General features: G+C 60.1%; 14 protein-coding genes. 5 read left to right on the top strand and 9 right to left on the bottom strand.

All coding sequences use genetic code 11. The annotated features are described in order from the left end of the window. Positions 1-22: 22 nt before the first annotated feature. The 5 genes from ABC729_RS06760 to ABC729_RS06740 all read right to left on the bottom strand — a co-directional run bounded on the left by ABC729_RS06760 (position 23) and on the right by ABC729_RS06740 (position 6,635). Complete coding sequence (locus ABC729_RS06760) at positions 23-997, bottom strand: alpha-E domain-containing protein (protein WP_102111367.1); 975 nt, start codon at positions 995-997, stop codon at positions 23-25. 14 nt (positions 998-1,011) lie between these two features. Further along, complete coding sequence (locus ABC729_RS06755; protein WP_495606871.1) at positions 1,012-2,598, bottom strand: circularly permuted type 2 ATP-grasp protein; 1,587 nt, start codon at positions 2,596-2,598, stop codon at positions 1,012-1,014. A gap of 619 nt (positions 2,599-3,217) precedes the next feature. Next, positions 3,218-3,664: a hypothetical protein gene (locus tag ABC729_RS06750; RefSeq protein ID WP_495606870.1), complete on the bottom strand. Its 447-nt coding sequence runs from the start codon at positions 3,662-3,664 to the stop codon at positions 3,218-3,220. Positions 3,665-3,870: 206 nt separating this feature from the next. Further along, entirely contained in the window at positions 3,871-5,010 is a 1,140-nt protein-coding gene (locus ABC729_RS06745) for a UvrD-helicase domain-containing protein (RefSeq protein WP_495606869.1), read from the bottom strand. Further along, entirely contained in the window at positions 5,007-6,635 is a 1,629-nt protein-coding gene (locus ABC729_RS06740; protein WP_495606868.1) for an ATP-dependent nuclease, read from the bottom strand. Before ABC729_RS06740 ends, ABC729_RS06745 begins: the two co-directional genes overlap by 4 nt. 563 nt (positions 6,636-7,198) lie before the next feature. Between ABC729_RS06740 and ABC729_RS06735 the strand changes: the two genes are divergently transcribed. Beyond that, positions 7,199-7,576, top strand: a complete 378-nt coding sequence (locus ABC729_RS06735) for a hypothetical protein (protein ID WP_495606867.1) — start codon at positions 7,199-7,201, stop codon at positions 7,574-7,576. Positions 7,577-7,947: 371 nt separating this feature from the next. Here the strand turns inward: ABC729_RS06735 and ABC729_RS06730 are convergent, their stop codons facing one another. The 3 genes from ABC729_RS06730 to ABC729_RS06720 all read right to left on the bottom strand — a co-directional run bounded on the left by ABC729_RS06730 (position 7,948) and on the right by ABC729_RS06720 (position 13,414). Further along, positions 7,948-8,715: a substrate-binding periplasmic protein gene (locus tag ABC729_RS06730; protein WP_495606866.1), complete on the bottom strand. Its 768-nt coding sequence runs from the start codon at positions 8,713-8,715 to the stop codon at positions 7,948-7,950. 215 nt (positions 8,716-8,930) lie between these two features. Continuing rightward, on the bottom strand, positions 8,931-12,518 hold the full coding sequence (locus ABC729_RS06725; protein WP_495606865.1) for an ABC transporter permease/M1 family aminopeptidase: 3,588 nt from the start codon (positions 12,516-12,518) through the stop codon (positions 8,931-8,933). 17 nt (positions 12,519-12,535) lie between these two features. Then, positions 12,536-13,414, bottom strand: coding sequence for an ABC transporter ATP-binding protein (locus ABC729_RS06720; RefSeq protein ID WP_495606864.1), 879 nt, complete (start codon positions 13,412-13,414; stop codon positions 12,536-12,538). 177 nt (positions 13,415-13,591) lie between these two features. On the opposite strand from ABC729_RS06720, the gene ABC729_RS06715 reads away from it, so the two are divergent. Further along, the gene (locus ABC729_RS06715; protein WP_495606863.1) at positions 13,592-14,128 is read left to right on the top strand and encodes a hypothetical protein; all 537 of its coding nucleotides are present in this window, start codon (positions 13,592-13,594) and stop codon (positions 14,126-14,128) included. A gap of 42 nt (positions 14,129-14,170) precedes the next feature. Here the strand turns inward: ABC729_RS06715 and ABC729_RS06710 are convergent, their stop codons facing one another. Beyond that, entirely contained in the window at positions 14,171-14,575 is a 405-nt protein-coding gene (locus ABC729_RS06710; protein WP_495606862.1) for a GreA/GreB family elongation factor, read from the bottom strand. A gap of 182 nt (positions 14,576-14,757) precedes the next feature. Between ABC729_RS06710 and ABC729_RS06705 the strand changes: the two genes are divergently transcribed. The 3 genes from ABC729_RS06705 to pncA all read left to right on the top strand — a co-directional run bounded on the left by ABC729_RS06705 (position 14,758) and on the right by pncA (position 16,119). Next, complete coding sequence (locus tag ABC729_RS06705; protein ID WP_495606861.1) at positions 14,758-14,910, top strand: DUF3309 family protein; 153 nt, start codon at positions 14,758-14,760, stop codon at positions 14,908-14,910. A gap of 80 nt (positions 14,911-14,990) precedes the next feature. Continuing rightward, positions 14,991-15,467 carry a nucleoside deaminase gene (locus tag ABC729_RS06700; protein ID WP_495606860.1) on the top strand — a complete coding sequence of 159 codons (477 nt, stop codon included), beginning with the start codon at positions 14,991-14,993 and terminating at the stop codon, positions 15,465-15,467. A 19-nt stretch (positions 15,468-15,486) separates the two neighbouring features. Beyond that, positions 15,487-16,119 carry a bifunctional nicotinamidase/pyrazinamidase gene (gene pncA, locus ABC729_RS06695; RefSeq protein ID WP_495606859.1) on the top strand — a complete coding sequence of 211 codons (633 nt, stop codon included), beginning with the start codon at positions 15,487-15,489 and terminating at the stop codon, positions 16,117-16,119. Positions 16,120-16,126 lie beyond the last annotated feature (7 nt).

The following is a 16,126-nucleotide window of genomic DNA, read 5'->3' as shown; positions in this document are numbered from 1 at the left end:
GGTGGGGTGGAGGGAGGATGGATCAGGCCGATAGCGTACCCGGTTCGTCGATCAGGAAAAAGGCCTGTGCGATGTCATTGGACAGCTTGCCGAAATTGATCTGCAAACCATCCAGATATTCATGCAGGCCCACGGAAATGACGGACTCGATGGTCTGGTTCGACAGGTTCCCCAACAGCTCGTCCGAGCGTTCCAGCGGCAGGGTGCCCCGACGCAGACGGTACTTGCTGTTCAGCCGGTTCAACAGGCTATCCACCTCCCGCATGCAGACCAGGACCGAACGCGGGAAATTGTCATTGAACAGCAGGAAGCCTGCCACCGCCGCCGGCGTCATGCCGCGCGGATAGACGCGGCGGAAGGCGTGATAACCGGCGGCCGAGCGCAGCAGGCTATTCCACTGGCTGATATCGATGGGGGTGCCGACATCGCGCGGGCTGGGCAGCAGGGTGTGGTACTTGATGTCCAGCACGCGGGTCGCCTGATCCGCCCGCTCCAGATTGCGGCCCAGCTGATAGAAGTACCAGCCCTGATCGCGGAAGAAGGTGCCCTCCGTAATGCCGGTATGGGTCTGGCAGGCCTCCTTGATGGAGGCGCAAAGCCGCTGGATATTGTGCTGGGCCAGATCGGTGGCGGGTTCCAGCGCCAGCAGCCGGTTATAGAACATATTCAGATGCGCCCACATCTCGGTCGAGATCAGGGGCCGCAGCTGCCGCGCATTCTCTCTAGCGGCCGCGATGGCCGCGATGATGGAGGTGGGGTTGTTCTGATCCAGCACGTAGAAATTCAGCACATTCTTGACGCTGGCCGTGGGGTACAGCTCAAAGAAGCGCTTTTCATCGGCGTTCAGGCGCAGGATCGGCAACCAGTTGGTGGAGCCGAAACTGTCGCGGGCAAAGGTCTCATGCACATCCAGGATGCGGGCCAGATTTTCGGCCCGCTCCATATAGCGGGCCATCCAGAAGATGCATTCGGCGTAACGGGCGAGAAGGGCTGCCATGTCCGGTTCTCCCCTTACTGGCTTTGCGACTGGGACTGGGATGACGAGGACTGGGATTGTGACTGCGACTGGGTGTGGAACGGATCGGTGCTGTCATCGGCCACCGGCTCCGCCTCCGCTTCCCCGCCCTCCGTCAGGACCCAGGTATCCTTCGAACCGCCACCCTGGCTGGAATTCACGATCAGCGTGCCCTTCTTCAGCGCGACGCGCGTCAGCCCGCCGGGCAGCACCCAGGTGCTTTTGGCGGTGATGGCGAAGGGGCGCAGGTCGACATGGCGCGGCTCAATCCCTTCCTCCGTCAAGGTGGGGCAGACCGACAGCGGCACCATGGGCTGGCTGATATAATTGGCCGGGTCCTCCAGCAGCTTGGCCCGGCATTCGTCCAGCTCGGCCTTTGTGGCGCGCGGGCCGATGGTGATGCCGTAACCGCCAGCCTCGCCCACCGGCTTCACCACCAGCTTGTCCAGATTGTCGAGCGTATATTGCAGCGCGTCAGGCTCGCGGCAGATATATGTGTCGACATTGGGGATGATGGCGTCTTCGCCCAGGTAATATTTGATCATGCGCGGGACATAGGCATAGACGGCCTTGTCATCGGCCACGCCGGTGCCGATGGCATTGGCCAGCGCCACATTGCCCTTGCGATAGGCCTCAAAAATCCCCGGAACGCCCAGCAAACTGTCGGGATTGAAGGCCTTGGGGTCCAGGAAATCATCGCCGATGCGGCGATAGATGCTGTCCACCCGGCGCAGGCCGCCGGTGGTCTTCATATAGACCTTGTCGTCGATGACGGCCAGATCACGCCCTTCGACCAGAGGCACGCCCATTTCGCGCGCCAGGAAGATATGTTCGAAATAGGCGGAGTTATAGGCACCGGGCGACAGCAGCACGACCTGCGGGTCGCGGCCATCATCCTCATTCGGGCGGGGCGGTGCGATCTCGCACATGGCCTCCAGCAGCTTGGCGCCGTAATTCTCCACATTGCGCAGGCCGATATCGCCCATCAGGTCGGGGAAGGCGCGCAGCATCATGTGGCGGTTCTCCACCACATAGGACACGCCCGACGGCACGCGGCCATTATCCTCCAGCACCCGGAACGTGCCCTCATGGTCGCGGACCAGATCGACGCCAGCAATGTGGATATAGGTCTTGAAGGGTAGGGTGATGCCCTGCATCTGCGGCCGGTAATTGGCATTGCCCAACACCAGCTCTGCCGGGATGATCCCGTCCTTCAGCACATGCTGATCATGATAGATATCATGCAGGAACATGTTCAGCGCCGCGATGCGCTGCTGCACGCCCTTTTCCAGATGGGCCCATTCCTTGGCCGCGATGATGCGGGGGATCACATCGAAGGGCAGGATACGGTCCACGGCCTTGGCATCGCTATACACCAGAAAGGTGATGCCAAGGTTATACAGCTCCCGCTCCGCGTCAGACGCGCGCCGTCGCAGATCGTCATATTGAAGTTGTCGAAGCCGGTCCTTCACGGCCTCGGTATGCGATGCCGGTTTGCTGGCAGAGCCGAACAGCTCATCATAGAAGCCGTTGGCGTCATAGGACGACAACAGGTCGTCAACACCTTTTCCAGACCCGCTCAACAGAGCCCCCTGCGCCCTTCGTGCCTTGCGATCCGTTGTCGAGGGCGATGCCGACACCGGTTTCGTTTCGCATGCGCGAGATTGAGATTAACAGATCAGTAAGGTTTGACCAGAGGCTCTGTGACCGCTCGCAACGGTTTTACTGCCTGTGCCCTTTTTGCCTGCCGAGACAGTAAGACAGCGGCGGGTTTGCCGGCCCACGCAACCAAGTGAAACACGAAATCCCTGTCTGTTTCAGAAGGGCGGCGGCGACCCCGACAGGCCCCGGCACCGGCGGGGCAGGGCGGATGTGAAACGCTGTGCAACATCGCAGGACAGGATGTTTCACAGGGCGTGGGCTGCCACGGGGCGGCGGCCTACGCAACCATGTGAAACACGAAAACAGGTTTTGTTTCGCAGCAACGGCGGTGGCCGGGATGCGGACATGGGTGGGGTGTTGAGGGGCGCAGTATAACACGGGGGCGGGGGGAAGTCAGCGGTTGGGGTGCGGGTGTTGCCGGACGCAGGCACCCCTTCCCTTATCCGCATGTAGGCCGTAACCCAATGGGCATGCGCCTGAAAAGGTGGGTGGTGTTGTGGTGAAGGGGCGGGAGTGATGGTGTGCCGGGGCGTTGGCAGGCTACAGACAGTCACCGAATGTCGGATTGCCCGGCCGTTCCAACAGTTTGCCCACCTCTTCGCGTAAGAGTTCAGCACCCCTGGTACGGAACTTGTCCCATAAGCCCACCATCTTAGGGGTGCAAAGAAATGCAGGATCAGCGCCCACCCTGGCGTTATTTCGCTTGAACGCCGCGATCTGGGCATCGTCCCATCCACCATTCACCGCGACATAGCGGTCCATAGCGGCGACATTCTCCTCCAGGGCGGCTTGATAGGCCGGATCGACCGTAACGGGACAACGCTTGCCCACCTCCGCCGCCGTCGTGGCAATGGCCCAGAGGCACAAAACCCCTTCTCCCGGCTTGCTCTCCCACGCCGCAGCCATCACGGGCGCGCTCGCCGTCAGTACGGCCCCGGCAAGCAGGGTGGCGGCAACGATGGTGTGGCGGAGTGTGGAAGAGGTCATACGCCGATCATGTCAGGTGTGGAGGGGCGGGGCAAGGTAAGGCGCAGGTAGCAGGGAGGCGGACGAAGGTCTGCTTCGCGCTCCATCGTGGTCGTTGAGCCCTTAACTGCAATAGCCTCAAAGCGGACATTACTCACGACTAGGGCAGTTTGCGGCTGGAGCTTTTAGCATGCAGGTGGCTCCGGAAACATGTTCCGGTGATGTGCCTATTCGAAAACGGAAAATCCTGAAATGACCTCACCGTCGGCGGGGTCGTAGACCACTGCCACCTCATGCCTCGCGCGGGTGAGACCGACATATAGTTTTGCGCGGGTTTCGGGCTTCAACTCCGATTGGGTATTTTTCAGCCAGTCGATCATTTCTTTGGTGGGATAAATAATGACACGGTCGAAGCCGAGGCCCTTTGACCGTCCAAACGTTAGCGCCGGCAGATCGGGAGATGCGATCTGGACGGTCGAGCTCCACCGGAGCTGCACCGGTCGCCTCGTCTCGAGATAACGGGGCAGATCCTTTCGCCGGACGATGAAGAGACCCGCATCATCGGGGGCCGGCTGCCGGCAGTCAGGACATTTGCAAACGGTCGCAGCAGCCAATTTTGGATAGAGCTTTGACGACAGTTCGCAGATAGCGGCGCTATTTCGGTGCGATGTCATGAGGCTGTTATTATCAATATCACAGGTAACCTTTCGCGGAAGTTCCTCCCGAATGAAGTCGGCAATGCCTCCACCCCTGTATTTCTTAAGGCGAGCCTCCAGATGGGTCACATAGGTGACCTGGCGGGGATCACCCACCATGACGACGTTGGCGGGGCTTTGGAAGAGCGCTACCAAAACGTCGAGGTCATAGCCTGCCAGATCTTGCACCTCATCTACGAAAATAAAGGGATAGATACGGGAAAGCCGTTCGATTACAGCACCGTCCGACACCTTGTTGCACCGTATCATCAGCCTCGACAATTTGTCTGAATAGACGCGATTTCGACGATCGAAGTAGCAGAGTCTGAAATCGGCCTCACCCCAATACATGGGACGGCCCTGCTTGTCATGCCCGCGAAAGCCGGACCTTTGAGAAACCAGATTCATGCCAGCGACGTCCCAATCGAACAGCTTTCCTTGAAAGGGTTTGATCCCGTGCTCGATCAGCAGACTGAACCACGTTTGGATATGCACGTTGCCCGGAACCGAGCCATTGATTTCAAAAAATTTGTGCCGAATCTCTTCCTCGTTCGATTCCGTGTAGGTGGTGACGAGGACCCGCTTTTGTTCAACCGCAAGCGCCTGCCTGACGAGGTAGGTGGTCTTCCCCGAGCCTGCCGCAGCAATGAAGAGCTTATTCGGCCCCATCATTTGGCAATCGCATCCAATATATATTTCGGATAACTGATTTTGGTCTTTGCTGAGAAAATCGCCAGCGCACACTCAGTCTTATTGTTCTTCATATAACGATGAAGATTATCGAGATCATGTTTGGTGCCGAACAGTGTATTGAAGGTCTCGACGCTATTGGATTTGACCAGCTTCGGCTCTAGAGTGTTGTAGTTGAAAGGCTTGCCGCTGACTAAGTCGCCATCATCGACCACAGTATCATAGCAAATTGTGATATGATCAACGCCCTTGTATTTGGCGTACTTCTTTTCGAGTGCGGCAATATCCCCATCGTTGTCGGTTACAACCACAACGGGGATTTTCAGCTCCGTCGCCAGTTCGAGAAAACGCAGGAACGAAAGCCCTACCGAGATGACATCAATCTCGTCTTCAATCGGCAATTTTCCGCCGTTGGCATCCATGTAGGCCCGTTGAACGACCAGTTCGTCCGCATCGCCCTCTACAAGAATCGACTTCTGCGACAACACGAGACGCAGCGTGTCATAGCCAGGCAGCTTATGGAAAAAGTCGCTCGCGTCCAGAGCCTTGATCCTCGTGACCTTCGCTTCCCGCAACAGTATCAGGTGGTCCAATCCAAGTTTGTTCGCTACGAAGCTACTATGCGTGGTGATGATGACTTGCTTGCCGCTATTATCGGTGCTGATATCGCTGATGAGCTGATTGAGCTTCGAGTGTGAGAGGTGGTTTTCCGGTTCCTCGATCAGCAATACGGTCGCTTCCCTATTCTTTTTGCTACTCAGCGCGAGGCGCGTTTTGACGATGCATTGCTCGCCCTTGCCGATATAGTGGAAGGGCACATCCTCAATATAAGTCATAAGGCTGTTTTCCCAGGCATTATGAGACGACATATCGACCGAGATACTGACCTTCTTTCGGCTAATCTTCGCCGCCTCCGCCAATCTTTCATTAATGGCGCCGACATTGCCGTCGGCTTTAAAGGCGTCTTTCAGCTTGCGGTGGGCTTGGGATATCGCAACACGTTCCCTGTCGTCCAACAACTCTCTGACAATGCGAGAGATGTACATATCCGAACCGCTTTGCACACGCGCGTTCGTTGAATCTATGAGGGCCGACTTGACAGGAATGGTGCGGGCTGTTGCTGGCTGGCGGGAGAATTCCAACCATTGGACCTGATAGAATTCCAAGGGTATAGAGTTGATCTCTTTGCTTTTCAGCAACTCTGTATAGGCGCCGTCGTATTTCTTATCAAACTCGATTGAGAAAAGGAGGCCACGTGCCTTGTCATTCTTCTCGGAGTTGCCGTTTCCACGAAGGTCTTCCAGCGCCTCGTCATCACCGTTAAGAAACAGTTCGATCTGTATCTCCGGCGGCCGTAGAGGGGATTTAGTGACGAGACTCTCTAGATACGCCCGCTCGATAATCCTATTAAATAGATAGGGAGATAGTTCGTTGCGAAGATACTTTCCATTCAGCATACCCGTTAGGCACAGATGGATCGCTTCGAGCAGCGTGGATTTTCCAGCCTCATTATTGCCAACAATGATATTAACGCCCTGATTGAAATCAACCTCGAACCAACCTTCGAAGCATTTGAAATTCTTGATTTTGACCTTCTCGATGTACATCGATCACCTCACTTCCCGCGAGGCCACTATAGCTTGTTCCCAAAAAAGCGGCGAGCCAAAACGACCGATAATTGTGCATTGATAGCTGCCGTTCTGATGTCGGAACCTGTTGATACACTTATACTCCATGGGATCAGCATCGCTGACCTTGGGCCGAAATCGGACCGCAGCAGCAGATTCTTTGATGCCTGCTTTCGACTATAGATACCCGGACATTGGACTGTCCGCATTCGGCCCCATATTACCTCTACCCCCGCCACCTGATCCGATACCGCCTAGCAGGCTGCTCCTCCGACATTTCCCGCCGTCGTAACTCCGTCTCCACGGCGGCGCGGACCAGAGAAGCGCGGTCTTCGCCGGGGTGCAGGAGCGTGTCCATCCGCTCAAAGGTCCCCTCGGGGAAGCGGGCGAGCATCTGCTGAACATATTTCAAGGGACGGGCCATAGGGCGTGTGTCGCCGATATCCGGGCAGGGGTCAAGGCGATATCGGGAGCTGATTTAATGGATATCCTCCTTGATATTTAATAGATATCTATTAATGTCTTTGCCGGATATCGCGAGCGTGGCCTTCCCACTAGCGGAGCGGGTGCGCGGAACGGGTGACGGGGTGGGAATGATATCGGGTGATGAGACATCGGTGGGCCGTGTCTATGGGCGGGTGCAGGCCCTGTCATTGCCCGTGGCGGGATTGGATGAGGAGGAGCGCGCCGCGCGTAGCCGGGGGCTGGCCGATCTGGTGGGAGAACTGGCGGCGGCACGGGCGATATGTGCCGGAGATGTCCGGTTGAAGCTGTTGATTGTCGCGGACAGGCTGCGTCTGCAAGGACATGTGCGCAGTGCGCCGTTCGGGGGCCTGACGATGCGGTTGCTTGATTCCGCCTGTGAAGATTTGCGGGTGATGGATGGTGTGGTGGAGAGTTCGCGGATTACGCTTCGCTAATCCGCGCTACGGGGTTGGTTCAGTGGCGGGGCGAGCCTGCTGCTTGCTCGCGCCGGTATTGAGTCATATCGGCGCTGATCGCGCCTTATGCTGGGTCCCGGCTTTCGCCGGGATGACGATGGAGGACGGGGCGGGGTGATGGCAGAGGGAACGGCGGCGGGGAAGGGCCGGTTGCCGTGAGTGAACGACCTCATGGGGGTGCCCACCGGTGCCCCCCCGTGTGCCTTTTCGGCCAACTTCACCTTGACCTTCACATCCCCGGTGCTGGCGGCGGGGCATGTCGGTGTCCTGCTGGACCTGCACCGCGCCATTGATGCGGCGATGGCCGTTACGCGGCGTGACGGGACCGTTGTCGGGCCCGTCCGCCACGGTCACTCCGTTACCACAGGTGTCAGGGTGCCGACGGCGGACAGGTCGCGGTAGGCGAGGCGGACGCTGTCGATCAGGGCGGGGTCGGTCGTGCGGCTGAAGGCGAAATAATGGTCGGATTGCAGGCCGGGGATCGGCAGCGTCGGTTCCAACGGCGCACAATCCAGGGCGATTGCCTTGCATCCACTGGTCAGCCCCAGGGACGTGAAGGGGGCAAGGTCGATATTGCCGGCCAACAGCTTGCGGATGTTCAACTCCACCTCCCGTACCGGCACCAGGCCGCCGCCCGCCGTCTCTGGCACAAAACCCTGCTGTTCCAGATAGCGGTGCGTGAAATCGCCCAGGGTGACGCCGACGCGATAGCGCTTGGCATCTTCCATGCTGGTGGGGTTCACATCCTTCCGGCTGCGCAGCCGATAAAAGCTGAAGCTGACCGTGGTGAGCCGGCCGCCCCATTCAAACAGGTCCTCCCGGTCCGGGCGACGGGCCATGGAATAGATCATCACATTCGGCTGGGTCAGCGCCATCTGATAGGCGCGTTGCCAGGGCAGGACCCTGATCGTGTACCGGACCCCAGCCTTTTTCAGCACCGTCTCCACCATCACCGTCAAGACGCCGGTGACCTTTCCCGTGGGACGGTCAATATAGCTGAAGGGGGGAAATTCCTCTGTCACGACAACGAGGTCGGGCGCCGGGGTGGCGCGGGCCAATGGCGTCAGCACCATGATCAGCAGTACGCCGATAATCCCAAGGCGCAGAGCGGTAGCCATGTACCCGGTCTCCAGGGGCGTGAAAAATACCGAATGGGTGGGGCGGTTTTTCGCCCGCATCGATGCCGGTGCCAATCGGCGATTGATGTCTCAAATTTATGACAAGTGCAATATGTCCTGCCATCCACCACCCCGAATGGGGTGGTTGGACGAGGGGGCGCCGGAGCATGCTTCCGTAGACTGAAAACTGCCCTGACGCCCCCCGCTGGTCCGTTTTACTTCACCTCGACCTTCACGATGTTGTCGTCGGAGTTGCGGTCGATCAGTTTGTTGTAGGGGTCGATGCCGGCGTGGGTGGGGAGTTTGTCGGTCACGAACTCGATGACCGACGTGCTGTCATCCACGGGGCGTTTTTCCAGGGCCACGACCTTGGAGGCGTCGAACCCGTCATCGCCGGGGCTGGCGGTGAACAGGCCGATATCGATGGGCAGGGACAGGGGCACCTTGGTTTCCTTGCCCTGGCCATCGGCCTCCACCTTGCCGGCCTTGACGGTCAACGACAGTTTGTAACGGCCATCCGCCTGCTTTTCGGCGCTGGCCGACACGGCCTTCAGATCATATAGCGTGATCTTTTCCAGCGTGTCGGTGATCAGGTCGGCCTTGTCCGGCCCCGCCTCTGCCTTCAGCAGGCGGACAAGGTCGGTGGAGCGGGGGTAGGGGTCGGCTTTGTATTTGGTCTCCGCCACCAAACGGGCCAGGGCGCGGTTGACCACATCCTCCCCCAACTGATCGCGCAGGAAATAGAGCGCCACCGAGCCCTTGCGGTAATGGATGTATTGCTGGTTTTCCACCCTTGCCAGCGGCTGTTCCTCCCGATCCTCCCCACCGCGGGAGCGCAGGTAGCTGTCCAGCTCATATTTCAGGAAGCGGCGGATCTTGTCCGGCCCATAGGCGCGTTCCATCACCATCAGGGCGCTGTATTGCGACAGGCTTTCCGACAGCAGCGTGCTGCCCTGAACGTTGGCGCCCATCACCTGATGCGCCCACCATTGGTGCGCCACCTCATGCGCGGTGACGTAATAGACATAATCGATCTTGTCCGGGTCGCGCACATCGGCGATGAAGCCGATGCTTTCCGAATAGGGGACGGTGTTGGGGAAGGCCTGGGCAAAGGTGGCGTAGGCCGGGAATTCCAGGATGCGCATCTGCCGGTGCTGATAGGGGCCGAAGGCAGTGCTGTAGTAATCCAGGCTGTCCTTCACCGCCGTGATCATGCGGTCCACGTTATAGGCGTGGGGCGCATGATAAAGGACGGAGACGTCCACATCCTTCCACTTGTCCTGTTTGACGGTGTAACGCGCCGACAGCCAGGAATAGAAATGCAGGATGGGCGCATCCATACGGTAATGGAAATACCGCCGGCCATTCTCCGTCCATTCCTTTTCCAGGTAACCCGGTGCCATGGCGATCTGGTCCGGGCTGGTGGAAACGGTGGTCTCAAAGGACACGAAGTCGCTGTCGCTGCGCAGGTAATTGTTGCGCCACTGGCTTTCATCCTCCAGTGCCGCCATGCGGTCATTGGGGGGAAGGTCATATTTGCGGCGGTCGGCGCGGCCCTGCAACATCATGCCGTCGACAAAGCCGATGCCCGGCGTCACCGCCATGTTGTTGATGAAGGTGCCGTTGGGGACAATCTCCGTCGGCCCGCCGCCATTGGTGAAGCCCTGATTATGCAGGCGCGTCACGAAATCCAGCGCCAGCCGGTCCCCCGGCTTCATCGGCGTGGGCAGGGTGATGGAATAGAGATTGTATTTGGCGTCGGTTTTGATGTCGCCGCCATTCTGAATGTCGAGCTTCAGCACTTCCAGCCCCGATTGCGGCGGCTGGAACTGCACATGGATGACGGGGATGTCGCCGCCGGTCTTGTTCTCCAGCATGTAATGGCCGCGCACCTCCATCCGCCGTTCATCGGGGAAGATGTCGGCGTCGGTGCGCACATCGGTCACGCGCGGCTGTGGCAGGTTTTCCAGGGCGGCGCGGTAGGTCTTTTCGTAATCCACCCGGAACTGCTCGCCCTCCTTCTTGGTGACGATCTCGTTCAGGATGTGGGTGTTGTAGAAAATATGGCTGCCCACGGCGGCGAAACCGAGAAGGCAGACGGCGACCAGACCACGTTGTGCATGCGTCCAGCCCTTGCCCAGGGACATCAGACGCTGACCGATGGGGGCCATGGTGCCGCGTGTCCAGGCGCGCTGTGCCAGGACCATCAGGATGACGGCCATGAAGGCCCAGTAGAGGCTGAACCAGGCATTGGCGGGCCCGAAATGGCCCATGCCGTTCATGTCGGACAGGGGGATGTTGGGGGCACCGCCATAGAGCAGCAGATTATCCTCCAGCCCCAGACGGCCCGCCACCATGTTCAGGATCATCCAGGCGACCATGATCAGCATGCCGACATATTTATTGCCGGCCAGGACCTGGAAGAACATGGACAGGACCGCGAACAGCAGGAACTGCGCCGCGGTGGCACCCAGCAGATAGCGGACATAGAGGCCGAATTCGATCTGCCCGCCAAAGCCGCGGAAGACCTGGACACCAATGCCCATGGCCATGCCCACCAGCATCAGCAGGATCAGGACCACGGCCATGGCGGCGAATTTCGACAGCACGAATACCCAGTTGGGGGTGGGCGTGGCGTCGATGATCTCGTGAAACTTCGCGCTGCGTTCGCGCCAGATCAGCTCGCCTGCGAAATAGACGGAGACGACCAGGGGCACGATGGAGAAGGCACCATTCAACAGCTCCACCACCTCCCGCGTGACGGGGTAGATGTCGGTGCCATACAGCATGCTCATGCGCGTCAGGGCGCCCAGGGCGTTGAAGGCGCCCAGCGCCAGCAGCACGATGAAGCCCAGGTTCTTCACGCCGGCCTTCACCTCAAACGCGGTGCGCAGGCGGAACTGCGCCAGCGTGTCGGCAAAGGCGTGGCGGGTAGCCACACGGGGCAGGGCGGGGGCGACGATGGGGGCGGCAGCATCGGCCTTGGCCTTCTCCGCCTTGCGCGGCACCCGTTCGGCAAAGCTGAACCGCCAGATGGTCAGGGCGGTTACGGAAAGCCCGATCCCGGTCCAGAGCAGGCGGTTCCAGAGCAGCATGCCCTCCAGCGGCACCATCTGCGTATTGCGTTCCACCACGGTCCAGTAGCGCACGATATTGCCGATGGCGGGCAGGCCGAACGGGTCCAGCAGGGCGCGGATGTCGCGGAATTCTGGGTCGCTGAACACCCGGCCTGTCACCAGATAGATGATCAGGACGGCCACGAGGCTGACATAGGTCAGCATCAGGCTGCGCGTGGCGGTGGCGACCGCAAAGAAGATGGCGCCCATGGCCAGAAGGTTGGGCACGGCCATGACACCCAGGGTGAACAGATAGTCGCCGGGCCGGAACGGTCCCACCGTTTCCGGGTCCAGCCACCACATGGCGCTGCCAAGCGCCATGCCCACCGCCGTCATGGAAAAGGCCAGCACCACCGCCGCGAAGGCACCCGTGAAGCGGCCGATCAGGTAGGGATACTTGCCGACCGGCAGGGAATGCATGATCCCCGCCATCTTCGTCTCATGATCGCGCAGCACCACATTGGCCAGGATGGCCACGGGGATGAACATGCCGAAGATGGACAGGATGGAAATGGTCTGAAGCACCGCGAAGGGCGAATTGATATGGACCGCGTCGCTGGACCCGATCTGGATATTGTCGATGGTCGCCGACAGAAAGGTCATCAGGCCGAAGACCAGCGCATTCACGATGAAGACGGGCTGGCGTATCTGGTAACGCAGCTCGAACCAGGCGATCTTGCCAAACATGGGCTATGCTCCCCGGCTCAGGCGGCGGCGCGGCTGGCGCGCAGGGTGGAGAAATAGACATCCTCCAGGCTGCCGGGTACGGGTTCAAACCCATCGCCGGGGTCATTGTCGCTGACCACATGCACTACACTGCGGCCTGCGAACAGGCGGGTGGAGATGACCTGATGGCGGGCCTGATGGTCGGCCACCTCGGCCTTGTCCACCACCTTGCGCCAGATGCGACCGCGCATGCCCTCAATCAGGGCCAGCGGCTCCCCCTCCGCCACGATGCGGCCACCGACGATGATCGCCATGTTCTGACAGAGGTCGGCCACATCCTCCACGATGTGGGTGGAGAGAATCACCACCACATTCTCCCCGATCTCCGACAGGAGATTGTGGAAGCGGTTGCGCTCCTCCGGGTCCAGGCCGGCGGTCGGTTCGTCCACGATGATCAGCTTTGGGTCGCCCAGCAGGGCCTGCGCAATGCCGAAACGCTGCCGCATGCCGCCGGAATATCCAGCCAGCGCCTTCTTGCGCACCTGATAGAGGTTGGTCTGCTGCAACAGGGCGGTCACCACCTCGCGCCGTTCCTTGGCGTTGGTCAGGCCCTTCAGCACGGCCAGATGGTCCAGCATGTCCTCTGCCGAGATGCGCGGATAGACGCCGAATTCCTGCGGCAGGTAACCCAGCGTGCGGCGCAGGGCCACGGGGTCGGCCAGAACGTCGATTCCATCAAAAATGATCTGGCCGGATGTCGGCTGCTGCAACGTGGCGATGGTGCGCATCAGCGTGGATTTGCCGGCACCATTGGGGCCCAGCAGACCGAACATGCCGCGCGGCACCGACAGGGTCACGTCGGTCAGCGCCTGGACGCCATTGCCATAGATATGAGACAGGCCCTTGATGGAAAGCATTATTCCCCCAAATGTCACTGATCACGGTGTCCTCGCAGTCCCCTTGGCTCTGCGTTGACGGATCGTTAACCATTTCGCCATGAAGCCATGGAAACTTGCGCCCGCGCAAGGACCGCTTCTGCCATTCCCTTCGGAACCCTTCCTGTCGGACCTGCAACCGCCTATATAGGTCGCGCAATGATGCTCCGGCTGGTGGCGATTACCCCGATCATGAAGCGTACCTACACTCGCAAGGAAGTACAGGACCTGCTGGGCGCCCTGGAAGGTCAGGCGCGTGAGGCCATCCGTCTGGCCAAGAACGCCGAGGAAGAGGCCGCCAAGGACAGTTTCCTGGCCTATAACGACTTCCGCAACAAGGTGGGGGAGTTCCGGGCGCTGTGCATCCTGATTGAGGGGCGTCTGAAATCCGTGGATACGGCGCGCGTCGATGATCTGAAGGAAGAATATGCGCGGCTGGACACGCTGATGCTGGGCCTGCTGGTCCGCGCGTCGATGCGATTCTTCTTCGTGCTGTCGGCCAAGACCATGCTGCCCATGGGTGCCCGCGACATCTTCATCTCCGAACTGCGCAGTCTGCACGATGCGGCGGAGAAGCTGCGCCGCCCGGAATATGCCGCCACCATGGGCGACAAGCTGAAAGGTGATCTGGAGACGGCCGAGCTGATCCTGGAAGAGATCATCGACAAGGCACCGGGCCTGCTGAATTTCGGTTGATGACGGGGCGGGAGATGTTTCCCCGCCCCGTTCAGGATGGAATCACGCGGCGTCCACCACCCTGGTCACGGTGATGCGTTTTTCCCGCCGGTCCACGGTCTGGTAGGTAATGCTCTGCCCCGGCGACAGGCCCAGCAGGGCGCAGCCCACGGGCGTCAGGATCGAAATCGCGTCGGGTGGCACCGGACAGCCTTCTTCCGGCATATGCAGGGTGCCGCTATGGTCGATGCCGGCATCGTCGGTGAAATGCACCCGTGAGCCCAGCCCCACAAAGGGGCGGCGCGTCTGCCGGTCAACGATGTCGGCGCGCAGAACCTCCTGCTGCAGGAACATCGAAATCCGCGCGTAGGAACGGTGCATACTGTCAAGCAACGTCTCAAGCTTCTGCAAATCATCGCGCAGGATGCGGATGGGCGGGTCGCCAATCTGGACTTTACGGTTCATCATTTCCTCTATGCGAAAAGGCACCCGGTACTGGGTGCCGAGGCCAGCAAGCATCATGGCAATGGAAAGGTCAACCCGCCGCGACGTCGCGCCGCGAAAGGGGTAGCCCGTAATTGCCGGCACCCATCCGTGCTTCTGTGTTGTTGAGAAGGTGGGCGTAACGACAACAGAAGATGGAGTGCCCCATGACCACGATCCTTTTGATCATCCTGATCCTTATCCTGATCGGTGCCTTGCCCGCCTGGCCCTATAGCCGGGGATGGGGTTACGGCCCGTCGGGCCTGCTGGGTACCGTTCTGATCGTGCTGTTGATCCTGATCCTGCTGGGCCGGATATAAGCGGTGCAATATCCCCGTGACAGGGAGAGGGCGCGGACGCTATCCCTTGTGATTGTTCCAAATTCAAAGGGTGCGTCCGCATGTCCGATCAAGACCATTATTTCCTGTCGCTGGCCGCCGACATGTCCCGCCAGGGCATGGAAGGTGGCCAGGGCGGCCCGTTCGGGTCCGTCGTGGTGATGGATGGGGAGGTGGTGGGACGCGGCTGCAATCAGGTCACGTCCACCAACGACCCCACCGCCCACGCCGAAGTGGTGGCCATTCGCGATGCCTGCCGCAACCTGGGCCGTTTCGATCTGCGTGGTGCCGTTCTCTATGCCAGTTGCGAGCCGTGCCCCATGTGCCTGTCGTCGGCCCTGTGGGCGCGGGTGGACCGCATCGTCTATGCCAATGACCGGTTCCAGGCCGCCGATATCGGCTTTGACGACGCCTTGATCTATGAACAGGTGGCAAAGGCCCCGGATCAGCGCATCATCCCCTGCGACCACCGCCCCAATGACAATGCCCTGTCGGTGTTCCGCGACTGGGCTGGCAAGGCGGACCGGGTTCCGTACTGACCCGCGACGGAGGGGGAGCATGGCGATGCTGGGCGTGAATGACCTGCTGGTCCTTGTTGATATCCAGAATGATTTCTGTCCCGGCGGCGCCCTGGCCGTGCCGGATGGCGATGCGGTGGTACCGCTTGCCAATGATCTGGCGCGGCGGTTCCATGCCGCCGGCGGTGGCGTCGTCCTGACCCAGGATTGGCACCCTCCCGGGCATTCCAGTTTTGCCGGCAGCCATCCGGGCATGGCCCCGTTCCAGAGCATCAACCTGTCTTATGGTGAGCAGACGCTGTGGCCCGCGCATTGTGTGCAGGGCACAGACGGGGCCTCGTTTCATCCCGGTCTGGATGTGCCCATGGCCGCCCTGGTGCTGCGCAAGGGGTTCCGCTCCGGCATCGACAGCTATTCCGCCTTTTTCGAGAATGATCGCCGGACGCCGACGGGTCTTGCCGGCTATTGCCGGGAACGCGGTTTCACGCGCCTGTTCTTCGCTGGTCTGGCCACGGATTTCTGTGTCGCCTATTCAGCGGAGGATGCGGCGCGGGAAGGGTTTGAGTCGGTGCTGCTGTCGGGTGCCAGCCGGGCCATCGACCTGAACGGATCGCTGGACGCGGCCCTGTCGCGCCTGCACAGCGCCGGGGTGACGGTACGGCACGATCTGTGATCCCGAC

It is taken from the genome of Niveispirillum sp. CC-CTL257, assembly GCF_059489915.1.
Note: the sequence above shows the minus strand (reverse complement) of the source record. Positions and strands in the feature narration are given on the sequence as shown.

Bases quoted from the DNA above. Each gene is read 5' to 3' on its own strand.
- ABC729_RS06760 (WP_102111367.1), bottom strand. From the start codon at position 997: ATGGCAGCCCTTCTCGCCCGTTACGCCGAATGCATCTTCTGGATGGCC.
- ABC729_RS06750 (WP_495606870.1), bottom strand. From the start codon at position 3,664: ATGACCTCTTCCACACTCCGCCACACCATCGTTGCCGCCACCCTGCTT.
- ABC729_RS06745 (WP_495606869.1), bottom strand. From the start codon at position 5,010: ATGATGGGGCCGAATAAGCTCTTCATTGCTGCGGCAGGCTCGGGGAAG.
- ABC729_RS06740 (WP_495606868.1), bottom strand. From the start codon at position 6,635: ATGTACATCGAGAAGGTCAAAATCAAGAATTTCAAATGCTTCGAAGGT.
- ABC729_RS06730 (WP_495606866.1), bottom strand. From the start codon at position 8,715: ATGGCTACCGCTCTGCGCCTTGGGATTATCGGCGTACTGCTGATCATG.
- ABC729_RS06725 (WP_495606865.1), bottom strand. From the start codon at position 12,518: ATGTTTGGCAAGATCGCCTGGTTCGAGCTGCGTTACCAGATACGCCAG.
- ABC729_RS06720 (WP_495606864.1), bottom strand. From the start codon at position 13,414: ATGCTTTCCATCAAGGGCCTGTCTCATATCTATGGCAATGGCGTCCAG.
- ABC729_RS06715 (WP_495606863.1), top strand. From the start codon at position 13,592: ATGATGCTCCGGCTGGTGGCGATTACCCCGATCATGAAGCGTACCTAC.
- ABC729_RS06710 (WP_495606862.1), bottom strand. From the start codon at position 14,575: ATGATGAACCGTAAAGTCCAGATTGGCGACCCGCCCATCCGCATCCTG.
- ABC729_RS06705 (WP_495606861.1), top strand. From the start codon at position 14,758: ATGACCACGATCCTTTTGATCATCCTGATCCTTATCCTGATCGGTGCC.
- ABC729_RS06700 (WP_495606860.1), top strand. From the start codon at position 14,991: ATGTCCGATCAAGACCATTATTTCCTGTCGCTGGCCGCCGACATGTCC.
- pncA (WP_495606859.1), top strand. From the start codon at position 15,487: ATGGCGATGCTGGGCGTGAATGACCTGCTGGTCCTTGTTGATATCCAG.